Consider the following 22,947-nt stretch of genomic DNA (forward strand, 5'->3'; position numbering starts at 1 on the left):
GAAAACTACACATCGACTCGGTTAGTCTTGTCAAGACCCTCGTGCCAATGGCCGCGGGGAATAGGAGGAGAAAACCCGCTCGTGGCTGGTGACGGAACAATTGGCAAAGCTTGTGATGTGCTGGATCAGGTCGCGGCCTTCGCGCGCCCGGTCCGCTTTGGCGAGTTGCTGGATCAAAGCAATTTTCCAAAGGCGACACTCTACCGGTTTCTGCAATCGCTGACCAATCAGGGAATGTTGTCCTACGATCCTGACCGGCAGACCTATACGCCTGGGTTGCGGCTGGTACGTCTTGCGCATGCGGCCTGGACCCAAAGTTCACTTGCGCCGATTGCACGGCCGTTTCTGGATGCGCTTAGCCGGGAAACCGGGGAAACCGTTCACCTCGCCCAGTTGGATGCCGGGCAGGTTTTATACGTCGACAAGCGCAATGCGACGCAACCGGTTGAAATGTATTCGCAGGCGGGCAAAGTCGGACCGGCCTATTGCACGGGCGTCGGCAAAGCGATGATGGCACATCTTGAGCCTGACGCGTTGGACAAGGCGGTCTCGCAGCAAAGTTTTCACCGGTTTACTGAAAAAACGCTGGCTTCGGAGCAGCTTTTGCGCGCCGATCTGCAAGTGATCCGTGCTCGGGGTTATGCCGTTGATGATGAAGAACACGAACCCGGCATCATCTGCGTTGCCTGCCCGGTCCTGACGGAAAAAGGACGGATGTTGGGGGCGATCTCAATCACCGGATCGACCGAACGGATGAAGTTTGACCAGTTGCAAGCTTGGGTGCCCCGTGTACGCCGTGTGGCCGATCAGATCGGGGCCGAGGCCCAGGCATGGCGGTTCCCTGAAATCCGCCCAAACGAAAACAATGACAGGATGCAAGCGACATGACAGGTGTCACTCTGAACCAGGCGATCAAGCGATATGGCGAGACGCAGGTAATTCACGGCATTGATCTTCAGATTGAGGATGGCGAGTTCTGTGTCTTCGTTGGCCCCTCTGGCTGTGGAAAATCCACGCTGTTGCGTATGATCGCGGGGTTGGAAGAAACCACCGAGGGTCAGATTCATATCGGGTCCCGCGATGTGACCCATATGGACCCGGCCAAGCGTGGGGTCGCGATGGTATTTCAGACCTATGCGCTTTACCCACATATGACGGTGGCCGAGAACATGGGGTTCGGTCTGCGTATGAACGGAGTCGCCAAAGGCGAGATCGACAAAAAGGTTCAGGAAGCGTCGAATATCCTGAAGCTGGACCAATACCTCAAACGCAAGCCCAAAGCCCTGTCCGGCGGCCAGCGGCAGCGTGTCGCCATCGGACGGGCGATCGTGCGCGGCCCCGAGGTGTTTTTGTTCGATGAACCGCTGTCCAACCTCGATGCCGAATTGCGGGTCGAAATGCGGGTTGAGATTGCGCGGCTTCACAATGAAATCGGCGCGACCATGATTTACGTGACCCACGATCAAGTCGAAGCGATGACGATGGCCGACAAGATCGTTGTGCTTCGCGATGGCCGGATCGAGCAGGTTGGCGCACCAATGGACCTGTACCGCGATCCGGACAATCGCTTTGTGGCTGGTTTCATTGGTTCTCCGGCGATGAATTTTCTGGACTGCGATATTGTCGATGGTCAGGTCACTCATCCCGCGCTCAGTACATCTGTGCCATTGACGGGGACTGTTCCTGCAGGGTCCACCAAAGTAACACTTGGCATTCGCCCTGAGCATATCGAGATTGATCGATCGGGCGACACCTGTGCGGTTGATCTGACCGAGGCGCTTGGCGGTGTAAGCTATTCGTATCTGGTGGCTCCGAACGGCGACAAGTTGATTGTCGAAGAACGCGATGATCAGCGCAGCAAACAGGGTGACAAGATCGGTATCATCGTGCGCCCCGAACGCTCTATGATGTTTGATCCCCAAAGCGGCCAACGGTTCCGCTAAACCATACGTTTCAAAACTGTTCAGCGTGCCAGCCCGCAACTCTGGCACGATTTCCATTTCAATTATCAATAGATTTTGTATCCAATATCCATTAGTACGCAATAGACTAAACCAAAGGCCGCCCGTTTTTGGCGCTAAATCAAAGGACAAAACCTATGCCAGCCAATATATTTTCGGGAACTATGCCCGCGCTGATGACGCCTTGCACAGCTGACCGTACACCGGATTTTGACGCGCTTGTTCGCAAGGGGAAGCAGATGATTGAGGCAGGGATGTCGGCGGTTGTCTACTGCGGCTCGATGGGTGACTGGCCATTGCTGACGGATGAACAGCGTATGGAAGGCGTGGAACGGTTGATCGCGGCAGGTTTGCCGGTTGTCGTCGGGACTGGGGCGATCAACACAAAATCCGCCGTCGACCACGCGGCCCATGCGCAGAAGACGGGTGCCGTAGGGCTGATGGTCATCCCTCGGGTTCTGTCGCGCGGCAGCTCTCCGGCAGCACAGAAAAACCACTTCAAAGCGATCCTGTCAGCGGCACCCGACGTCCCCGCGATCATCTACAACAGCCCGCATTACGGGTTTGCGACGCGGGCCGATCTGTTCTTTGCGCTTCGCGACGAGCACCCCAACCTGATCGGCTTCAAAGAATTCGGCGGAAAAGATGACCTGCGCTACGCGGCGGAAAACATTACGAGCCAGGACGATCAGGTGACGCTTATGGTCGGGGTCGACACCGAGGTCTACCATGGATTCGTCAATTGCGGTGCGACGGGGTCAATAACGGGCATCGGAACGGCCTTGCCGCATGAGGCGTTGCTGTTGGCTGCCCTGTCGCAAAAAGCTGCGCAGGGCCATGCTGAGGCACGGCTACGAGCACAGGAATTGACCGAGGCAATCCACGTCTTGTCCAGCTTTGACGAAGGCCCCGATCTGGTGCTGTATTACAAGCACCTTTTGGTCCTGAACGGTGAAGAGGAATATCGCCTGCATTTCAACGAAACGGATGAGCTGACAGATGCGCAGCGCAACTATTGCGAAGCGCAATATCGCCTGTTCCAAAACTGGTTTAAGGACTGGGCGGGGCAGGGCGGGGTTATCGCCGAATGCATGTGATCGACAGCCACACCGGAGGGATGCCGACGCGGGTCATCCTATCCGACGGTCCCGACTTGGGGGGCGGATCAGTTGCGGATCGGGCGGAACGTCTGGCGAAAAGACACAGGTCGTTTTACCGCTCCATACTGCTGGAACCTCGGGGTCAACCCGCCATGGTCGGGGCTCTATTGGTTGAACCCGTCGACCCGACCTGCGTGACCGGAGTGATCTATTTCGACACCGAAGCCGTTCTGGGTATGTGCGGCCACGGCACGATTGGTCTGGTCGTGACTCTTGCGCATCTCGGGCAAATCGAAGCTGGAATTCACAGGATTGAAACACCGGTCGGTGTGGTGACAGTTGAGCTGCGGGACGCCAACACCGTCACCGTGATCAACATCGAAAGCCGCCGCGTAGCCGCAGAAGTGACGTTGGACGTGCCAGGGTTTGGCCCTGTGACCGGAGACGTGGCTTTTGGTGGCAACTGGTTCTTCATCGTGGACCCCAGCCCAATTACCGTTGAGCCCGGAAATATCCGCAAGTTGACCGATCTGACCATCGCGATCCGCGAGGCATCCATTGCGCAAGGCATTGGTGGCGAGCAGGGTGAGCCAGTCGACCATGTCATTTTGCAGGATCCGCATTCGGTCGAAGGTGTTCACAGTCGCAACTTTGTCCTTTGCCCGGATGATAACTATGACAGGTCCCCGTGCGGCACTGGCAGCTCGGCGCGTCTCGCGTGTCTTGCCGCCGACGGTCTTTTGAGCCCTGGAGAGGAGATTGTGCAGCAAAGCGTTATCGGCAGCCCGTACCGATTGTCCTATCAACTTGGGCAAAAGGGTGGGGTCACCCCATCAATCACAGGGCAGGCCTTCGTCATGGCAAAGTCACACCTGATATTCGGCGAAAGCGATCCGTTCAAAGATGGGATCGAAATGTGACGCACCCCGTTGTTGTCATCGGTGCTGGTGTGGTCGGGATCACAACCGCTCTGGCACTACAGCGCCGAGGGCATTCGGTTCTTGTTCTGGATCGTGACGGTGTGGCCGCGCAAACGTCAGCCGGGAATGCCGGGGCGTTTGCGTTCCCCGAAGTTGAGCCTCTGGCAACGCCGGGGATCATGCGAAAGGCCCCGAAATGGCTGCTTGATCCACTGGGACCGCTCTCCATTCCGCCCGCCTATGCACTTCAGATTGCGCCATGGCTTTTTCGTTTCTGGAAAGCCAGTCGTCCGGCGCGGTACAAAGATCTGCTGTCCGCCCAGGCCAGTTTGATGAACGTCTCCACCCCTGCATTGGAACGGCTGATCATTTCGGTTCAGGGCGAGCCTTTGATGCAGCGGGACGGGCAATTGCAACTGTATGAATCCGAGGCTGAGTTTCGTGCAAGCCTGCCCGGTTGGGCGCTGCGCCGGGACCACGGGATTGAGTTCGAATTGTTGGAAAGTCCCGCCGCAATCGCTGAAAAGCAACCCGGCTTAAGCAAACGTTTTACTCATGCGGGGTTCACTCCGCACTGGCTGAACACGATTGACCCAAAAGCCTGGGTGGAACATTTGGCGAGGGCGTTTCGTACGCGCGGCGGTCAGATTATCCGCAAAGACACTCGGGCACTCCGGCCGAATTCCGACGGAGTTCTGATCCTGACGGATGAGGCGTTGCAGGCATCCAAAGTTATCCTTTGCGCCGGTGCGTGGTCCCATCAATTGGCGAAGACAATCGGGGACCGCATCCCGTTGGAAACGGAACGTGGGTACAACACGACCCTCCCAAAAGGGGCCTTTGATCTGCGGATGCACCTGACCTTCTCCGGGCACGGATTTGTGGCCAGCCGGATCAATGGTGGCGTGCGCGTGGGCGGCGCGGTGGAACTCGGCGGTTTGACTCTGCCGCCAAACTACAAACGCGCGGACACGTTGTTGAACAAGGCCGCGCAGTTCCTGCCGGGACTGCAAACCCAAGGAGGCACGCAATGGATGGGGTTTCGCCCCTCTCTGCCGGATAGTCTGCCGGTGATCGGAATCTCACCCAAAGCGCGCGATGTGATCTATGCGTTTGGTCATGGGCATCTGGGGTTGACCCAATCCGCAGGAACCGCAGAACTGGTCGGAGATCTGATTGACGGCCAAACGCCATCTCTATCCCTAACCCCATTTTCCCCCACTCGTTTCTGAGGAGGAGGCATGCGCAGCGTAAAGACCATTCACGTGATCTCGGCTCAGGCGGAAGGCGAAGTAGGCGATGTGATTGTGGGCGGTGTGCAGCCCCCACCCGGTGATACGATCTGGGAGCAACGCTCATTCATCGCGCAGGATCAGGTACTACGGAACTTCATGCTGAACGAGCCGCGCGGCGGTGTCTTTCGCCATGTAAACCTGCTGGTCCCGCCAAAAAACCCCAAAGCCGACGCGGCGTTCATCATAATGGAGCCTGAAGATACGCCGCCCATGTCTGGGTCGAACGCAATTTGCGTGGCGACAGTGTTACTGGACCGCGGGATCGTACCGATGCGCGAGCCTGAAACGCACCTTACTCTCGAAGCGCCAGGGGGGCTTGTTCAAGTGCGCGCAGAATGCAGGGACGGCAAGGCAAAGCGTATCTTTGTCCGCAACCTGCCAAGTTTTGCTGACAAGATTGCGGTTCCCCTCGAAGTTCCGGGCCTAGGAACCCTGACCGTCGATACTGCGTTTGGCGGCGACAGTTTTGTCGTTGTCGATGCATCTGCCCTCGGGTTCGAGATTGTTGAAGACGAAGCGCGCGACATCGCGCGCCTCGGCGTGATCATTATACAAGCCGCCAACGAACAGCTTGGTTTTGCCCATCCCGGCAATACGGATTGGAACCACATCTCATTCTGCGCGTTCTGTGGTCCCTTGGAAGAGACCGAGACCGGTCTGCGCGGAAAATCCGCCGTGGCCATTCGACCCGGAAAGGTGGATCGCTCACCCACCGGAACGGCGGTTTCGGCACGAATGGCTTTGATGGCTGCCAAAGGACAGTTTAAGGCGCGACAAAGCTTTGAGGCGGTTTCGATCATCGGATCCCGGTTTACAGGGCGCATCGTCGGCGAAACCCGGATCGGCGACCGGGATGCGATCATACCCGAGATCAGCGGGCGGGGTTGGATCACCGGCACCCATCAGCACATGCTGGATCCCGACGATCCCTGGCCTGAAGGCTATCGGCTTAGCGATACCTGGGGTGTTTAGTCCAGCAGTGCTTGAAGATCGTCAACGAGCTGCTTTGAAACCTCAGCATATCCACGCTCGCGGTTTCGCACGCGCGCTGTATAGCGCCGTTCTGAAGGTAACCGCGCGCCTTGATCCACGATATCCGCAAACAAGCGTTCGGCCCGCGCGTCATTGGCTTGGGTTTGCCCTCCGCTAAATTGATCCGGATCGAACGCTAGTACGATTTGTCCGTGATACGGCGCGCTGCCATCGCCCTTTGCAAACTCCATGCTTTCAAGGCTTGTGAGGTCGTCGATCAGAGGCCCCGCCAATAGTTCGATCATGATCGACAATGCTGAACCTTTGTAGCCACCAAATGTCAGCATCGATCCGTCAAGCGCGGCCTGCGGATCGGTGGTTGGCTTGCCCAGGGCGTCAATCGCAACCCCTTCCGGCAAAGGTTTACCCGCGCGTTTGTAAAGCTCGATCTCACCCCGCGCAAAAGCGCTTGTGGCGAAATCAAAGGTGAAGGGGTTCTTGTCCTTTCGCGGCCAGCTAAAGGCCAGCGGATTTGTTCCGAGACTTCCCCGCGTGCCGCCCGCCGGGGCAACCCAGGCGTGGCTGGGCACCATAGAGAGCCCGGCGAGCCCGGCGGAGGACAATCGCTCAACCTCGGGCCAAAGTGCCGAGAAATGAAAGCAGCGGTTGATTGCCATGGCCGCCATTCCGTGTGCGCGCGCTTTCTCGATCAAAATCGGCAACCCCTGCTGAAACGCCAGCAAAGACATTCCACCTTTCGCATCTACCCGCACGATTGCATTGTCCGAGGGCGCGACAACCGGAACCGCATGACCATCAACCTGACCCGCCTTCATGGTCTGGGCGCACATGAAAAGCCGAAACAACCCGTGCGACTGACAGTCATCCATCTGACAGGTGGTCAGCATGGTCGCGATGGCCCGTGCGTGCTCGGGGCCAAAACCCACTCGGGCCAGAACCCGCAGCGAGAGATTCTCGATTTCGTCTGATGTCATTCTGATCATCTCGCTCATGACAAGCCCTCTCGTTTGCGTTGTCTGGTCAATGGATACCGGGGAAAACTGTGGGCATTCAATGTCTGCGGTCGGGAACAGAGTTGGAAATCTTCGCGTCGACGGTTAAGTGTATCCAAAATGCAAAACTGGGCATCCCGTTGACAGCAAAACGCATCATAGCACGGCAAAGCCTGCCGGAAGTTATTGCAAATGACCTGCGCGACCGCGTCCTCAGCGGCGAGTTGGCGGGCGGCGAAACCATCCGGCAAGAAGCCCTGGCCGAAGAGTATGGCGTTTCACGCATGCCGGTTCGCGAAGCGCTGAAACAGTTGGATGCCGAGGGGCTGGTCGTTCTGACCAACAACAGGGGGGCGTCGGTAACTCAGCATTCCATTTCTGAAATCGCCGAAATCTTCGACCTGCGCGCATTGCTGGAGGTCGATCTTTTTCGTCGCGCGATTCCGCGGATGACCACCACGGATGTCACGGCGTGCGAACGGATACTCGAGAAGATGGAGGCTTCGTATGACGCCAACGATGTGGGCGAATGGGGGGCGCTGAACCATCAATTCCACACCTCTCTCTACGCGGCCGCCGGTCGCGGTTTGACCAACACGCTATTGAACAAAGTGTCACTGCAATCCGATCGCTACATCCGTATGCACCTGAGCGTCATGAAACAGAGAGAGCCCGCGCGCAAAGAGCATCGCGAGCTTTTGGCGTTGGCACAGGCAGGTGATGTTGCAACTGCCTGCGCGCTGCTGGAAACCCATATTGGCCGGGCCCGGGATCAGTTGCTGGCGCTGATGGCCAACCGCAGTTCAGAAATAGCCCAGCCAGTAAGATAAAGCCTGTCACCCCTGCATGTCGAACATCAACCGCGCGGTCACGGGGACGGTGCGGGCGATGCTGGGCAACTGCGCCAACTCCATCAGCTTGTCCACGCCATCGCTTACGCCCGCGTCTTCGGTGCTGATGAAAACCATGTCGTTGGTCGACACCATCACCTGATCCTTGGACACACGCAGGACGTACATTTCGGTGAAGAACGCGACATCTGTCCCAACGAAGGATAACGTTGCATCAACTTCGACCACTGTCGATTGACCAACGTTCAGGGACGAAACCTCCTCCATATCAATATCCGCCGTCAGCGTCGCTGTTGCCGCTTTGCGAAAGACATGTTCGATCATCCGCTCGTTTCGAATGTCGATATTTGTCTCGACTGAGGACAGGTCGATCCCGATTTCAACCTTACCGTCCTCAGAGACATGGCCTGACAAGTTGTTGAATGAGTTGACCTCGCCAATGTCGTCGATCTTGATTGTCCCATAAGCCAAGTGCGACGTGTCAGAGTTCAGATCCCAACCCGCCGAAAGTGCCGGGGTCGCAACAATTGCCGACGCAATCGTGAACGCAATGTGCAGAAGTTTCATTTCTTTCCTCCAAGGTATATGCAAGGTCTGACCGCGTGGGCACGGCCCATGTCATGACAAACACAGACAGGGCGCGATTTATTCGATGGTCGCCGAAATGAATTCCGAACAGGCGGTACGCGCCGCAGTCCAAACACATTCCAAACGCGTGTGGCGATTTGGTCTTGCGCTTTCGGGTGCGTCGGATCTTGCAGATGACTTGTTGCAGGCCACTTGCTTGCGCGCACTGGAAAAGCACCATCAGGTAACATCCTATGAGCGATTAGACTCTTGGCTGATGACAATCTGCCGGTCCATCTGGCTGAACGAGCTGCGCGCACGATCTGTACGCAAGGCGCAGGCGCTGTCCGTGACACCGGAAACCGAGTTGGTTGCCACTGGCACAGATGTTGAAACGAATATTTTCGCCGCTGAAGTGTTTACCAAAGTGATGGAGTTGCCGGAGGCGCAGCGCGAAACGGTTATGCTGGTGTTTGTTGAAGGATACAGCTACCGCGAAGCGGCGGCTTTGCTGGACGTTCCAATCGGCACAATCATGAGCCGGCTGTCAAACGCCCGGCAAAAACTTAAAACAGTTCTGCAGCACGACGCGGCTGATACCGTTCGACGGGGTGGTAAATGAAGTTTTCCGACGAAACGCTTGTGGCATATCTGGAAGGCAAACTGGATGAGGCCGAGGCAGACGTGCTGGAAACAGCGGTTGCCGAGGATCACGAGCTTGAGAGTCGCCTGATGGCGCTTGATCCGTTTGCGCCTGTTGTCCAACGCGTGTTCGAAGACCTGCCCGCAAAAACGCCGGATGTGGTGCTGCCACCGCCTGCTATGCGGGACCACAACCCATTGCGGTTGTTGGCCGTTGCAGCATCGGTTGCGATTTTGGCCGTGTCGGCGACCTATTGGGCCATGCGTCCAAAACCCTTGGGATGGACCGAACAGGCGGCGATTTATCAGTCGCTCTATGTTCCGGAAACGATTGCTGCGCTGGATAGCTCACCACAGGCAATTGATGCGCAATTCGCGCAGGCCGAAGCGCAACTTGGGCGGTCGCTGAACCGGGATGTTCTTGAAAGTATTCCGGGCTTGGACCTCAAGCGGGCGCAAGTATTGTCCTTCAAGGGCAAACCACTGGTACAGATCGTATTCGCCGATGAACATGGCCAGCCTCTGGCTTTTTGTGTGATCCGTCAGGGGGCAGCCGCACCAGAAAAGGACGTCAACCACACCGTTCTCAGCGGTCTGGCCACCGCGGATTGGTCAAAGGACGGCTATGGCTACATGCTGATCGGAAGCAGTGAACAAACTGATCTGACCGAGAACATCGACCTTCTGACCGGCGCATTCACGGGTTGATCAAATGAGTTTCACAAAACCTCTTGTGAACCATGTCGAAAGCCCGAACAATACGGCTTATGACGCCCAAGAATGTGTTGACAGATACAGACCAGCCGGACCCTGAGGACTGGCCGCGCAGCATCTACGATGTCGACACGCCGGATGAGGAAGACCTGTGGTTCCTGCCGCAGGACGAGGCGGACGAGACATCCGACATCCTTCCGCTGGGCCCCAGATCAGAACAGAAGCGCCTGTTTGACCCAAGGGAATGGCGCGAGGCACAATCTGAGCTGTCCGCAGAACTGGCCGATTTGGCGATAACCTTCGGGGCATTGGATGAGCGCCTTCGCGCGGGACCGGATGGCTGGGGTCATCGACTGGCATTGATGGAGGTTTCTGATCTGGGATGGTGGACAGGTGACCGCATCAGTGTGGACCGGCTGGCACTTTGGACCGGATTGCGTATTGGTGCGACGGGCGATGATGTGCAGGCCTTGTTCCGCGCAGGCTGGGCCGTGCGGCGATTGACATCAGGGGCAGGCCCCTCCCACGGGGGGTGGCAAAACGGTCTTTCAGCATTTCTGGATCGACAGGCACAAGGGATCGAAGACGTGCCCGAATCGGTCTCGGACCTCGCCGATGTGATGAATAGCGCGGAACCATTGCACCCGGTGATCCAAGCCGCGATCGGTTTTCATGCCTGGCGGGCTTTGGCGCAAGGGATCAGTGAAGACACCGAAGCCGCCATAATCGCCGCCCGCCATGCGGCCACCATGGGGCGCGGCGGCGCTCGGTTCATGCCTCTTGCCTTGTCTGGCCCCGGAGCGCTGAGGGGCAGTGGCACACCCGTGGAAAAACTATCCGCCTGGATTGGCGGCGCAGGGCAGGCCTCACTCGCGGCGTTGCTGCATCTGGATCGGGTCCGGCTCTGGGGGCAAAAGGCGCGGGATGCGACGCAGGATCTCAGCGGTCGCACACCACCTTTGCTGATTGATGCATTGATCGCATGGCCGATGATTTCTGCTCCTTTGGCCGAAGAACTGACGCAAGCCTCACGTGCGGCGGTGCAACGAAACCTGGATCGATTCTACAAACGCGGATTGCTGCGCGAAGTCACGGGACAGGGCAGGTACAGGGTTTGGACCGCCGCCTTGTGACCGCGCATTAGCAAGATTCAGTTGCATTCAGATGGGTCTTGCTGTTTCTGGAAGGCCAAATGGATCAACCAGCCCGGTGGAGTAAAACCATGACAAACAAAGCAATTATCACGGGCGTTACCGGTCAGGACGGCTCTTACTTGGCCGAGCTGTTGTTGGCAAAAGGGTATGAAGTTCACGGGATTAAACGCAGGGCTTCCTCTTTCAACACGCAGCGCATTGATCACATCTATCAGGACCCGCACGTCCCTAATCCAAAGTTTCACCTTCACTACGGAGATCTCTCGGACTCTTCGAGCCTGACGCGGATCATTCAAGAGGTGCAGCCTGACGAAGTGTATAATCTCGGCGCACAATCACATGTCGCCGTCAGTTTCGAAGCGCCTGAATACACAGCTGACGTTGATGCGTTGGGAACGCTACGCCTGCTTGAAGCGATCCGATTTCTGGGTCTTGAGAAGAAGACCCGGTTTTACCAGGCATCGACCTCGGAACTCTATGGCTTGGTGCAGGAAACGCCGCAACGGGAAAACACGCCGTTTCATCCACGCTCGCCCTATGCAGTTGCCAAACTCTATTCCTATTGGATTACCGTTAACTATCGCGAGGCATATGGCATGTATGCTTGCAACGGGATCCTCTTCAACCACGAAAGCCCCCGAAGGGGAGAGACTTTCGTGACACGTAAAATCACACGTGGATTGGCCAATATTGCCCAAGGGTTGGAAGACTGTCTGTATATGGGGAATATCGACAGCCTGCGAGATTGGGGGCACGCACGCGACTATGTTCAGATGCAATGGTTGATGCTGCAGCAAGAGTCTCCCGACGACTTCGTTATTGCGACCGGAAAGCAATATTCGGTGCGTCAATTCATTGAATGGTCAGCGCAGGAGTTGGGCATCACGCTTGAGTTTGCAGGTGAAGGCCTAGACGAAACTGCGATCGTGTCGCATATCGAAGGGGATGATGCGCCAGCCTTGAAAACCGGAGACGTAATTATGCGCATCAATCCACGCTATTTCCGTCCCGCCGAAGTCGACGCATTGCTAGGCGACCCTTCGAAGGCGCGGCAGAAACTTGGCTGGCAGCCGGAGCAAACCGCGCAGGACATGTGCGCCGAAATGGTCGCTGAAGATCTGAAAACGGCCAAACGCCATGCCCTATTGAAAGAACACGGGTATTCAACCCCCGTAAGTTTCGAGGTCAATTGAGGTCCAGCCATGCGCAAGATATTCGTGGCAGGTCATCGCGGCATGGTGGGCAGCGCCATTTTGCGCCAACTGGTTGCCCGCCAATCGACGGGGGACGCGTTTGAACTGATTACGCGTTCTCGAAATGAATTGGACCTGACCTCACAGGCAGATGTTCGCGACTTTATGCAAAGGACACGTCCAGACGTCGTTATTCTGGCCGCCGCCAAGGTGGGTGGAATTCACGCCAACAACACGTACCCTGCTGATTTCATTTATGAGAACATGATGATTGAATGCAACGTAATCCATCAGGCATTCGCTGCAGGTGTCCGTCACCTGCTGCAATTGGGAAGCTCTTGCATCTACCCGCGAGACGCCGCGCAGCCGATGTCAGAAGATGCGTTGATGACGGGCAAACTAGAGCCCACAAACGAGCCTTATGCGGTCGCGAAAATCGCGGGCATCAAATTGTGCGAAAGCTATAATCGTCAACACGGCGTCGACTACCGCTCGGTTATGCCGACAAACTTGTATGGTCCCGGTGACAACTTTCATCCAAAGAACAGCCATGTCCTGCCGGCCTTGATCCGCAGGTTTCATGAAGCTGTTCTTGACGGCCGGGATGAGGTCGTGGTTTGGGGCAGCGGCAAACCAAGGCGCGAGTTTTTGCATGTCGATGACATGGCCGCTGCCTCTTTGTTCGTTTTGGACCTTCCGCGAAAGGACTATGAGGCCAACACGCAACCTATGCTCAGCCACATCAACGTGGGCTACGGTCAGGACATCTCGATCTCCGAACTGGCGGCCTTGATTGCCGACGTCACTGGGTTCAAAGGTCGCATCACGTTTGACACCAGCAAGCCGGACGGAACAATGCGCAAATTGATGGATGTCTCTCGCCTTGCCAATATGGGGTGGAAAGCGCAGATTTCTTTCGAGCAGGGGTTGCGGGACACCTACGCGTGGTATCTTGACCATGCCGCCGATGGGTCTGGCGTGTGACCGCCGCCCAGGCATTTCCCGAGCGGCGTGCAGTATTAGAACCAGCGACCGACCGCAACCAGTGTGGGTTCCAATGTCGTTGTGTCTGATATCGCGGAAATAACTTGAACATCCACTTGGGAGTCCGAAGCGGCACCGACGCTCAAAAACCGCGATAAACCACCGCCGCTGCCGCTTATTGCGGTTTCACTGCCAGCCGCGAAGGTGGCTGGAAAGCTCCACGTCTGCACAGTGCTGGTGAACAAGGGACCCAGGTTTGCAGTACAGTCGACCGCGCTTAGTTTTGCTGTGCAAATTTGGGTGCCGTCCGCGAAACGAACAAACTCGCCATCGGATGTGCTGCCACGTTCGATGACCGATCCAGTCGGCGTCCCGCTGCTTTCGGAAACTGATCCCAACACATTCCCGGGCCCATACCCGTAGTCGGCGCGCATGAGACGCCCGGTTGAAATGTCGTCTGCACTGGATTGAACCGCGGCGCCACTCACAACCCCCGATGCGGGATCAAATCGCATCGCCTCGGTCCAGTTGCCGCCATCTGGTGAGACCTTGATGGTAAACCCGGTGTCGCCGGACAACCCCATCTCGGCGTGGCCCGTCCAGTTTGACTGAAACAACAGCGAAGCTGTGTCACCAGAACTCGCCTTGTTGATCTTCAGCTGGTGACCACCGCCATCGTGGCTCAACAATGTGGCTGGGGATCTCACGGACAGGCGGTTGGTGCTGTCGGAATTTGTGGCAACTCCGACACCAGTCAGATTTTGTGTGTTGACCGGTGGGTCAATCCAGTCTGACCCATCCCACACTTTCATTTGGTCTGAATTGCTGTCCCAAGCGCGCCAGCCCTCAACAGGTGTGACAAAGGACCAGCCATTGTCGATCCATGCCGCCAGATTGCCCGCCTGACCACTCCAATCGCCGGTGGGGGCGGCACCAAGCGCATGAATTTCGCCTTGCGATGGCGCAGAGGGAGGTGTGATCGCGTTCAACGATGTGATAGTCAACTGAACCACCAGGTCCAACTGCCGCAACGCTTCGTTGTGGGTGACATGCTTCTGCGCCTGTGCGGGTTGCAGAAAGGGCAGGTTCAATCGGGGAGAAATTTGAGACACGAACGTCCTCCTGTGGCTGTCAATCCGACATTGATTGCGCGCCACACTGCCGTATCTCTTATGAATCCCGGCTGACCTAGCCGAACGCCTGGGCCATGATCTGTTAACGACTGCGGATAGAAGTCGTTTGGCCAACGCTTATGACCATACGAAAAAAGATTGCGGATTAGACTATTACTGCGCGGCGCGTTCTGCGGCGACGATGTCGTGCAAATACCGGCTCAGATCGCCGCGCAGGTCTTCGCGCGCCAGCGCGAACGCGACCGTTGCCTGCAAGAACCCCGATTTTGAACCGCAATCAAAACGCTGCCCTTCAAATTTGTAACCAAATACGGGCACGCCGTTTCCAATGTCTTCGGCAATTGCATCGGTCAGTTGGATCTCACCGCCGCTGCCGGTCTTCGTTTTGTTCAGGTTGTAAAGCACGGACGGCCCAAGCACATAGCGCCCGATGACAGCCAGCCGCGAAGGTGCCTTGTCGGGCTCAGGCTTTTCGACCATGCCCTTTGCTCTGACGACGGGTCCAATGTTCTCGCCAACATCCAGAATTCCGTATGAAGACGTTTGCTCTGGCGGCACTTCCATGGCCGCGACCATGTTCCCGCCCGTCTCTTCGTAAGCTTCAATCATTTGCTGAAGGCAGGGCTTGTCTGCCGCGATAACATCATCCGGCAACATCACGGCAAATGGCTCATCTGCAATCAGGCGGCGCGCGCACCAGACTGCGTGACCAAGCCCCAGGGCCTTGTGCTGGCGGATATAAGCAATCGCGCCACTTTCCATATTGGTCGCACTCAAGGTTTCCAGAAGGTCATCCTTACCCTTGGCCTTGAGCTCCTGTTCCAGGATCAAGTTGTGGTCAAAATAGTCCTCAAGTGCGGACTTGCCGCGCGATGTCACAAAAATGAATTCCTTGATCCCCGCCGCGCGGGCCTCGTCGATCGCGTACTGAACCAGAGGTCGGTCCACCAAGGTCATGATTTCCTTGGGAACCGATTTTGTCGCCGGCAAAAACCGCGTACCCATTCCCGCGACAGGGAAAATCGCTTTGGTAACCTTGCGTGTCATTTTACCTCTCAAATTCGATTCGTATCTGTCGACGTGCTGCGTCGTCTTTGCCTTTTAATATGCGCCAACTACGGATCATTCAATGTTCCGGTTCACACAGGGAAGTTATCGGACAAATGGTGCCAGCTTGATATGGCGAAGTCAAAACCCGCGTCCTTAGGTTGGCGGGCTACTTAGTTTCACATTGCCATCATGATCAGAATGGAGCGCCCCCGACCCTAAATTTGGAATCGAGGGCGCATCAGTCAGCTTCGCGCCAGAATAGCGTCCAGCGAATCGTGTTCGGCCACGAAATGGTCGGGCGCAATTTCGCTTAAACGCGGGACATAATCCGTTTGTCCTTTGGATAAACGGCTGGGCAGGAACCGTAATCCGGCTTTGGGGTCCATTGGCGACGGTAGCTCGCCTGGCAGTTTCAACCTTTGCCTGGTGCGCTCGACATCCGGGTCCGGAATAGGGACAGCCGAGATCAAGGACTGGGTGTACGGATGCACGGGCTCCGAGCAGATTACCTCTCCATCCCCCAATTCAACGATACGGCCCAGATACAGCACCATGATCCTGTTCGAGATCGCGCGAACGACGGACAGATCGTGGCTGATAAAGATCATCGACAACCCAAACTCCTGTTGCAGTTCACGCAACAATGCGACGATTTGCGCCTGAATGGACACGTCCAAAGCGGACACCGCTTCGTCACAGATAATCAGTTTGGGCTTGTTGACCATGGCCCTTGCAATACCAACCCGCTGGTTCTGCCCGCCAGACAGCTCATGCGGATAGCGGTTGATCATATTGGCGCTAAGCCCAACGCGTTCCATCATGCTTGCCACCAACGCCTTGCGTTCACGCTCGGTCAGGTCAGGGCGATAAGTTTTGAGGGGCTCTGCAATGGACGCTGAAATTGTCATGCGCGGGTCAAGGCTGGCGAGCGGATCCTGAAACACGATCTGCAAGTCCTTGCGGTATTTGTTCAGCTCTGACCGTCTCAGACCAACAATAGGATGTCCCAGCCAACTGACATTGCCCGCATTGGGTTCGATCAGTTGCAAAACAGCGCGCGCCAACGTGGATTTGCCACAGCCGGATTCGCCAACGATACCCAAGGTTTCGCCCTTGCGGATATCAAAGCTGACGCCATCCACGGCTTTCAGCGGCACTTTGCGGCCAAACAACCCTCCGGAAACGGCGATGGGAAAATGCACCTTGATATCGTCGACTTTCAGCAACGGTTCTTCGTTTTTTTCCAGGGCCTTCGGCGCGTCACCAGCATCAATACGCGGCATCGCTTCAAGCAGCGTGCGCGTATAATCATGCTGAGGCGACCGGAAGACGTCGCGCGTGTCGCCATTCTCGACAAACTCGCCCATACGCATGACTTGGATGCGATCACACATCCGCGCGACGACACCCATGTCATGTGTGATCAGGGCAATTGCAGTGCCTTCGTCCTTTTGCAGGCGCACCATCAAATCCAGAATGTCGGCTTGAACGGTGACATCCAAAGCCGTGGTCGGTTCATCCGCAATCAGCAGCTTTGGGTTACATAGCATCGACATTGCGATCATGACCCGTTGGCGCATACCGCCCGACAACTCATGTGGGTATTGGTCCAGACGGCGCGCGGCTTCGGGTATACGCACGCGGTTTAGCCATTCGAGACAACGCGCCCGCGCGGCTGACCCTTGCAGACCTTCGTGAACCTGAAGGACCTCGCGCATTTGCTGGCCGACCTTCAGATGCGGTGTCAGGGCGGTCAATGGGTCCTGAAAGATCATCCCAACGTCGTCACCGCGGATTTGGTTCAACTTGTTCACGGGCAGGTTCAGGATTTCCTTGCCGTTTAGCATCGCTGAACCAGCCGCGTGACCAGCCGGAGGCAACAACCCCATCGCCGCCATGAAGGTCTGACTTTTGCCCGACCCACTTTCGCCGACAATTCCCAGACACTCTCCGGGGTTGATGTCGAAGCTGATACCTTTGACGGCCTCGACAACTCCATCAGGGGTGTCAAAGCGGACGCTCAGGTTTTTGACGGAAAACAAACTCATATCAGCGATCCTTTGGGTCCAGGGCGTCTCGTAGGCCATCACCGATGAAGAACATGGTGATGATGATGGCGACGTAGAATGTCAGCGGATACATCAATTGCCACAACGTGCCGTAGCTCATGGTGCCGGCCCCTTCGGCGATCAGGCGTCCCAATGATGTATAGGGCTCCGAGATGCCAAGGCCTAGGAAAGAGATAAAGCTTTCCGTCAGGATCATCTCGGGCACCAGAAGCGAGGCGTAGACGATCACGACCCCCAGAAGATTGGGCAAGATGTGGCGATACATAATGGTGAACTCACTGACGCCTGCCGCGCGTGCCGCCTCAATAAATTCACGGTTCTTCAGGGTCAGAGTCTGCCCCCTGACAATCCGCGCCATGGTAAGCCATCCGACCGCACCAAGGGCGATGAAAAGCATGAAGAACGACCGTCCCGCCACCACAAGCAGCAAAATGATGACCAATGTCGCCGGGATCGCCAACAGAATGTCGACAAAACGCATCATCACGCTATCGGTCCGCCCGCCGATGTAACCGGCGGCGATCCCGTAGCAGGTGCCGACGATCAGAGCAGTTGCGGCCCCGATCAGGCCCACTAGCAACGACGTCGTTGTCGCCTGAATAACGCGGCTGTAAAGGTCGCGCCCCAGATCATCGACACCGAAATAGTGACCGGTTTCGACGGATGGCATACCCATTCCACGCACGTCGCCCATGACATCCCAGTCGATCTCTTCATTGCTCCAGACGGCAAAGTATGGACCGAGGATCGTGAACAGAACGATCAGTCCCAGAATGAAGACACTCGCCATTGCAGCTTTGTTCCTGACAAAACGCATTCGCGCGTCTTGCCAGAGTGAACGCCCTTGAACGACCGTGTAATCGGTGATGTCTTCGGCCAGATGGGCGGCTTTTTGTGATTTTCCAAGCATGTGCCTGCCCCTCAGTAACGGATTTTCGGATCGAACCAGGCATAGGCCAGGTCGGTCAGCAGGTTGACGATGACGGTGAGCGCTCCGTACAGGATCGTGACACCCAGCAGTACCGCATAGTCACGCGACAGGGCCGAGCCGACATAGGCTTGCCCCAACCCGCCGGTCGAGAAATAGATGTCCACAAAGACCGAACCGGTCAGCACATAGACAAAGACCGGGCCCAGATAAGACACCACGGGCAACAGGGTAGGTTTCAGCGCATGACGCCAGATCACGGTTCTTGTCGGCAGCCCCTTGGCGCGGGCGGTGCGGATGAAGTTCGAGTTCAGAACCTCCAGCATCGACGACCGGGTGATCCGGGCGATGGACCCCATGTAAGAGGTCGCCAGCGCGATGACCGGCATGATCAGGTATTGCCATTGCCCTCCGTTCCAGCCACCGCCGGGCAACCATCCCAGCCAGAGCGTGAAGGTCAGGATCAGGATCGGGCCCATGATGAAGTTCGGCAACGCTTGTGCAGCGATCCCGAGACCGACGGCGAAATAGTCGATCCAGCTGTTGTGCTTGATTGCGGCAGCGATCCCCAGGCTGACACCAACCGCGGTCGCGACCAGAAATGACAGCGATCCATAGGTGAGCGAAATCGGGAATCCCTGCGCGATGATGTCATTGACGTCCCGGTCCTTGAATTTGAAGGACGGGCCGAAATCGAAATGCACGACGATATTGTACAGGTAGTCCCAGAGCTGTTTCCACAGCGGTTGGTCCAGCCCGTAACGCGCCTCGATATTGGCCAGAACCTGAGGCGGTAGAGGCCGCTCCGAGGTGAAAGGCCCGCCAGGCGCGAAGTGCATCAGAAAGAAACAAGCGACGATCAGCAAAAGGATCGTCGGAATTGCGACCAACAGTCGCCGAACACTATAGGCAAGCATTGTTCTGCCCCCACGTTTATTGGCCTTGCCCCGGGTGGTCCCGGGACAAGGCGTGGTTCAAAGACGATTACTCGGCGATCTTGTAGAGGTTTTTCGAGTACCAGTTCTGCTCGACATTGTTCACCGGCCAGTTCCCGACGTCGCTGTCCATCATGTAGACGCCAGCATAGTGATAGATCGGGATCACAGGGGTTTCCTGCGCGATGATACGCTCAACCTCGGTATAAAGCGGCGCTGCATCATCAGAGGTCTTGGCTTCGGCCAACAGTTCATCAACGCGGCCGTTGTTGTACTTGCCGTCGTTGTAGCCAGAATCGGACTGAAGCAGATCGAGGAAGGTCGAGGCTTCGTTATAGTCGCCACACCACGCGCCGCGGGCCAGATCAAAGTTCTGATTGCCGCGCTCCTCCAGGAACACTTTCCATTCCATGTTGGCAAGTTGCGCATCAACGCCCAACTTTTGCTTCCACATCTGGCTGAGAGCAACGGCCACTTTCTTGTGCGCTTCCGAGGTGTTGTAGACCATCTCGAAACTCAGCGGGTTGCCGGGGCCATATCCAGCCTCTGCCAACAACTCTTTGGCCAGCTCATCACGCTCGGCCTGAGACATTGATGTCATTTCCACTTCCGGGGCGGTAAAGTCCGCAGTCGCCTCGGGCGCAAAAGTAAAGGCTTGTGGCTGACCACCGGCCATCACTTTTTCGGTGATAATCGCGCGGTCCACGGCCAGTGAAAGAGCCTGACGGACATTCGGGTCTTTGAAAGCTTCTGGACCGCCTTCCGATAGGTTGAAGGTGTAATAATAGTTACACAGACGCGGGAAGCTGATGGCTTCTTCCGGATGCTCGACTTTCAGGCGCGGATACTGCCCTGCAGGGATCTCGGTACGGTCAAGCTCACCTGCCAGGTAGCGGGTCAAAGCCACGTTTTCGTCATTGATGACCAACGCTACGACCTTTTCGATGATCGTATTGTCATTGTCCCAGTACATTTCATTGCGTTCACGTACAGAACGTTCCTGCGGCAGATGTTCGGTCAGAACATACGCACCGTTCGAGACAATGTTCCCCGGTTTCGTCCACGCATCACCAAATTCTTCGATCACTTTCTGCGGGGCCGGGAAGGTGGTCGAATGTGTGGTCATCTGCGGGAAATAGGGCAGGGGGGCGCTCAGGCGGACTTCCAGAGTTTTGTCGTCGAGGGCTTTTACGCCCAGATCGTCGACAGGTTTTTCACCGGCAATAATGGCGGCCGCATTTTCAATCGACATCAATTCCATGAACCACGCGTAGGGCGACGAGAGTTCGGGATCGACGGCACGTTTCCACGCATAGACGAAATCGCCGGCAGTCACCGGATCACCGTTCGACCACTTCGCGTCATCGCGCAGGGTGAAGGTGTAGACGTCTTTGGTGTCGTTGGCCGCAAAGCCTGTCGCCACGCCGGGAACCAGATTGCCGTCTTCGTCCTGGTTCATCAGACCTTCGAAAAGGTCGCGCACAATCTCGGCGCCAGACACATCCTCAACGACCTGCGGGTCTACCGAGCTGTGTTCATCGAGAACACGATAGGTAAAGGTCTGATCATCGGCCAGCGCTTCGCCGGTTTCCGGATGTGTTCCAGCCGCGAAGGCCGCAGTTGTGATGAGGGTCGAGGACAATAGCCCCGCCAATGACGTTTTGACTAAGCGGTTCATTCTGGTTGCTCCCATTTTTTGTGGTTTCGGGCCGTCTCGCAAAGGTGACACGGCACCGGATACCGTTGTTTCCGAAATCCAGCAGGCCTTTGCTTTGATCTAGATCGCAGCAGCGCACAGTTTTCGGCCGCTTCGACCGATGAGATGTCGGAACTTGGTTGCGAAAGTTGTCTTTCACTACCGCGGAACGTGGCATTTATTCGGCGAATGCGAAAGCCATAGCGTTGTTTTGCAGGCCAATCGGCAGATTTGGTCTGTGTTTGCCCGGGTGACGAAATTTTGTTTTGCGACACCTCGTTCGCATGACATTTTTGTGAACCCAGGATTTACGAATCTGCAAATATCGCGAAGCCGCGTGATTCGTTTCGCGCGTCAGCGTGCCAGTTTCTGCGTCGCGTCCCGGTCAGGAAAGCAATTGGATCGCTGTCCCGTCGCCTCCTGCCACCGCCCGATAGAACGACGAGTCTTAAATCCCGGCAGACCGTCAACGCCGCCCACATCGTGGCCCAATTCCACGAGAGCGCTCTGCATTTGCGCGATGTCAGAGCGATAAAGCTTTCCCACTGCGTCCCAAGGCGCTTTGAAATCGCCAACGCCATATTTGATACGGTCCCCCACGTGACCCACAAACAAAGCGTAGAGGTCGCTGGTGTTGTAGTCTTTGAGGACATAGAAATTGGGCGTGACGACAAACGCCGGCCCGAAGCGCCCGGCCGGCAACATCAGATACCCTTCGCCGGCCAGTTCATGGTCCGGGAAGGGGCGGCCTGAAACCCGAGTTATACCCATGTCTGCCCAGTCTTGAATGGGACGCCCTTGATCAGGGCCTTCCAGCGTACAGGAGACGTTGTTGGGCAACGAGACTTCGAACCCCCAGTCGCGACCGGGAACCCAACCATGGCGCATCAAATAGTTCCCGATTGATGCGATCGTGTCATCAGCCGATCGCCAAATGTCGGCCTTGCCGTCGCTGTTGCCATCCGTTGCGAACGTTAGAAAGTTCGAGGGCATGAACTGTGGCTGCCCCAGCGCGCCTGCCCAACTGCTTTTCATTGCCACGCCGCCCGCATGACCCGCCTCAGCGATTTGCAGGGCTGCGATGAGTTCTCCGGTGAAATAATCCGCCCGTGTGCTCATGAATCCTTTTGTGCCGAGCACCTGAAATGTGTTGTGGCGAATGGGCACCTGCCCATAGCCGCTCTCACGCCCCCAAATACCCAGAATAATATGTGCGGGCACCCCAGTATGCGCCTCCACGCGGTTCAGGGTTTCGCGGTGACGGTGCGCCATTTTCCGCCCGACCGAAGTCGCACCCTTTACCGATCCAGCATTGAAATAACGCTTAGGTGCCCCAAACTCGGCCTGTTTCTGGGATTTCTGTGTCTTTTTGGGAAAACCCGGCGGCTCCAAATCCGGCAGGTCCCAATTAAGTGTCACACCTTCAAAGGCCTGCGTCATGGTGTCCCGTGAGACGCCCTTTGCTTTTGCGCGCGGCCAGACGGCTTCCCACAACCATGACTGGAACAGGCCTTCAACTTCAGCCTTATTTTGCGCGTGCAAAGTTGTCGCCGCACAAATGAAAGAAAGAGTTAGAAGTAGGGTGCGCATTGTTTTTCCTCGCCCGTGCGGTTCTGCAAGTCAACGTATTTGGACGCTGAATGGTGTTCAGGTGGACCACCTCTGCCTTGAGCACAGCAAAAGGCCTTGAGAAATTCTGTGACTCTGCCGATAGTTGACCCGAACCCGAGGTATCAGAGGTTGGGCAGGCGTGACAAATTCCCGAGTGTC

The 22,947-nt window shown here is 56.6% G+C and carries 21 protein-coding genes; 12 read left to right on the forward strand and 9 right to left on the reverse strand.

All coding sequences use genetic code 11. The features are described 5' to 3' along the window. Positions 1-81 precede the first annotated feature (81 nt). From ACR0CR_RS17025 to ACR0CR_RS17050, 6 genes are all read left to right on the forward strand, one after another. The gene (locus tag ACR0CR_RS17025) at positions 82-888 is read left to right on the forward strand and encodes an IclR family transcriptional regulator (protein WP_480601376.1); all 807 of its coding nucleotides are present in this window, start codon (positions 82-84) and stop codon (positions 886-888) included. Next, positions 885-1,943 (forward strand): ABC transporter ATP-binding protein, encoded by a 1,059-nt coding sequence (locus tag ACR0CR_RS17030; protein ID WP_480601379.1) that lies wholly within the window; start codon positions 885-887, stop codon positions 1,941-1,943. Before ACR0CR_RS17025 ends, ACR0CR_RS17030 begins: the two co-directional genes overlap by 4 nt. A gap of 155 nt (positions 1,944-2,098) precedes the next feature. Continuing rightward, positions 2,099-3,058: a dihydrodipicolinate synthase family protein gene (locus tag ACR0CR_RS17035; protein ID WP_480601381.1), complete on the forward strand. Its 960-nt coding sequence runs from the start codon at positions 2,099-2,101 to the stop codon at positions 3,056-3,058. Next, complete coding sequence (locus ACR0CR_RS17040; RefSeq protein WP_480601383.1) at positions 3,049-3,981, forward strand: 4-hydroxyproline epimerase; 933 nt, start codon at positions 3,049-3,051, stop codon at positions 3,979-3,981. The genes ACR0CR_RS17035 and ACR0CR_RS17040 overlap by 10 nt, the downstream gene beginning before the upstream one ends. After that, positions 3,978-5,213 carry an NAD(P)/FAD-dependent oxidoreductase gene (locus ACR0CR_RS17045; RefSeq protein WP_480601385.1) on the forward strand — a complete coding sequence of 412 codons (1,236 nt, stop codon included), beginning with the start codon at positions 3,978-3,980 and terminating at the stop codon, positions 5,211-5,213. The genes ACR0CR_RS17040 and ACR0CR_RS17045 overlap by 4 nt, the downstream gene beginning before the upstream one ends. Positions 5,214-5,222: 9 nt before the next feature. Next, complete coding sequence (locus ACR0CR_RS17050; protein ID WP_480601387.1) at positions 5,223-6,248, forward strand: trans-3-hydroxy-L-proline dehydratase; 1,026 nt, start codon at positions 5,223-5,225, stop codon at positions 6,246-6,248. Here ACR0CR_RS17050 and ACR0CR_RS17055 read toward each other — a convergent pair. Then, positions 6,245-7,261 (reverse strand): Ldh family oxidoreductase, encoded by a 1,017-nt coding sequence (locus ACR0CR_RS17055; protein ID WP_480601389.1) that lies wholly within the window; start codon positions 7,259-7,261, stop codon positions 6,245-6,247. The two genes, ACR0CR_RS17050 and ACR0CR_RS17055, sit on opposite strands and share 4 nt — an antisense overlap. A gap of 140 nt (positions 7,262-7,401) precedes the next feature. Here ACR0CR_RS17055 and ACR0CR_RS17060 point away from each other — a divergent pair, with 140 nt between their 5' ends. Further along, on the forward strand, positions 7,402-8,091 hold the full coding sequence (locus ACR0CR_RS17060; protein WP_480601391.1) for a GntR family transcriptional regulator: 690 nt from the start codon (positions 7,402-7,404) through the stop codon (positions 8,089-8,091). 6 nt (positions 8,092-8,097) lie between these two features. Here ACR0CR_RS17060 and ACR0CR_RS17065 read toward each other — a convergent pair whose 3' ends face one another. Next, positions 8,098-8,679 carry a YceI family protein gene (locus tag ACR0CR_RS17065; RefSeq protein WP_480601394.1) on the reverse strand — a complete coding sequence of 194 codons (582 nt, stop codon included), beginning with the start codon at positions 8,677-8,679 and terminating at the stop codon, positions 8,098-8,100. Between the two features lie 97 nt (positions 8,680-8,776). Here ACR0CR_RS17065 and ACR0CR_RS17070 point away from each other — a divergent pair, with 97 nt between their 5' ends. The 5 genes from ACR0CR_RS17070 (at position 8,777) to fcl (ending at position 13,366) form a co-directional block, all read left to right on the forward strand. After that, the gene (locus ACR0CR_RS17070) at positions 8,777-9,301 is read left to right on the forward strand and encodes an RNA polymerase sigma factor (protein ID WP_480601396.1); all 525 of its coding nucleotides are present in this window, start codon (positions 8,777-8,779) and stop codon (positions 9,299-9,301) included. Continuing rightward, the gene (locus tag ACR0CR_RS17075) at positions 9,298-10,029 is read left to right on the forward strand and encodes an anti-sigma factor family protein (RefSeq protein WP_480601398.1); all 732 of its coding nucleotides are present in this window, start codon (positions 9,298-9,300) and stop codon (positions 10,027-10,029) included. The genes ACR0CR_RS17070 and ACR0CR_RS17075 overlap by 4 nt, the downstream gene beginning before the upstream one ends. Positions 10,030-10,103: 74 nt before the next feature. Beyond that, positions 10,104-11,168 (forward strand): helix-turn-helix domain-containing protein, encoded by a 1,065-nt coding sequence (locus tag ACR0CR_RS17080; RefSeq protein ID WP_480601537.1) that lies wholly within the window; start codon positions 10,104-10,106, stop codon positions 11,166-11,168. Positions 11,169-11,257: 89 nt separating this feature from the next. Continuing rightward, on the forward strand, positions 11,258-12,382 hold the full coding sequence (gmd, locus tag ACR0CR_RS17085) for a GDP-mannose 4,6-dehydratase (RefSeq protein ID WP_480601400.1): 1,125 nt from the start codon (positions 11,258-11,260) through the stop codon (positions 12,380-12,382). Positions 12,383-12,391: 9 nt separating this feature from the next. After that, positions 12,392-13,366, forward strand: coding sequence for a GDP-L-fucose synthase (fcl, locus tag ACR0CR_RS17090; RefSeq protein WP_480601403.1), 975 nt, complete (start codon positions 12,392-12,394; stop codon positions 13,364-13,366). Positions 13,367-13,401: 35 nt separating this feature from the next. Here the strand turns inward: fcl and ACR0CR_RS17095 are convergent, their stop codons facing one another. The 7 genes from ACR0CR_RS17095 to ACR0CR_RS17125 form a co-directional block, all read right to left on the reverse strand. Then, complete coding sequence (locus ACR0CR_RS17095; RefSeq protein ID WP_480601405.1) at positions 13,402-14,478, reverse strand: DUF2793 domain-containing protein; 1,077 nt, start codon at positions 14,476-14,478, stop codon at positions 13,402-13,404. A gap of 174 nt (positions 14,479-14,652) precedes the next feature. Then, on the reverse strand, positions 14,653-15,546 hold the full coding sequence (locus ACR0CR_RS17100; protein ID WP_480601408.1) for a UTP--glucose-1-phosphate uridylyltransferase: 894 nt from the start codon (positions 15,544-15,546) through the stop codon (positions 14,653-14,655). 245 nt (positions 15,547-15,791) lie between these two features. Beyond that, positions 15,792-17,597, reverse strand: coding sequence for an ABC transporter ATP-binding protein (locus ACR0CR_RS17105; protein WP_480601411.1), 1,806 nt, complete (start codon positions 17,595-17,597; stop codon positions 15,792-15,794). Between the two features lies 1 nt (position 17,598). Then, the gene (locus ACR0CR_RS17110; RefSeq protein ID WP_480601414.1) at positions 17,599-18,528 is read right to left on the reverse strand and encodes an ABC transporter permease subunit; all 930 of its coding nucleotides are present in this window, start codon (positions 18,526-18,528) and stop codon (positions 17,599-17,601) included. A gap of 11 nt (positions 18,529-18,539) precedes the next feature. Further along, positions 18,540-19,463, reverse strand: a complete 924-nt coding sequence (gene oppB / locus ACR0CR_RS17115; RefSeq protein WP_480601417.1) for an oligopeptide ABC transporter permease OppB — start codon at positions 19,461-19,463, stop codon at positions 18,540-18,542. Between the two features lie 67 nt (positions 19,464-19,530). After that, entirely contained in the window at positions 19,531-21,159 is a 1,629-nt protein-coding gene (locus ACR0CR_RS17120; RefSeq protein ID WP_480601420.1) for a peptide ABC transporter substrate-binding protein, read from the reverse strand. Positions 21,160-21,531: 372 nt separating this feature from the next. Next, positions 21,532-22,767, reverse strand: a complete 1,236-nt coding sequence (locus tag ACR0CR_RS17125) for a lytic murein transglycosylase (protein ID WP_480601422.1) — start codon at positions 22,765-22,767, stop codon at positions 21,532-21,534. Positions 22,768-22,947 lie beyond the last annotated feature (180 nt).

It is taken from the genome of Ruegeria sp. AM2, from assembly GCF_056540685.1.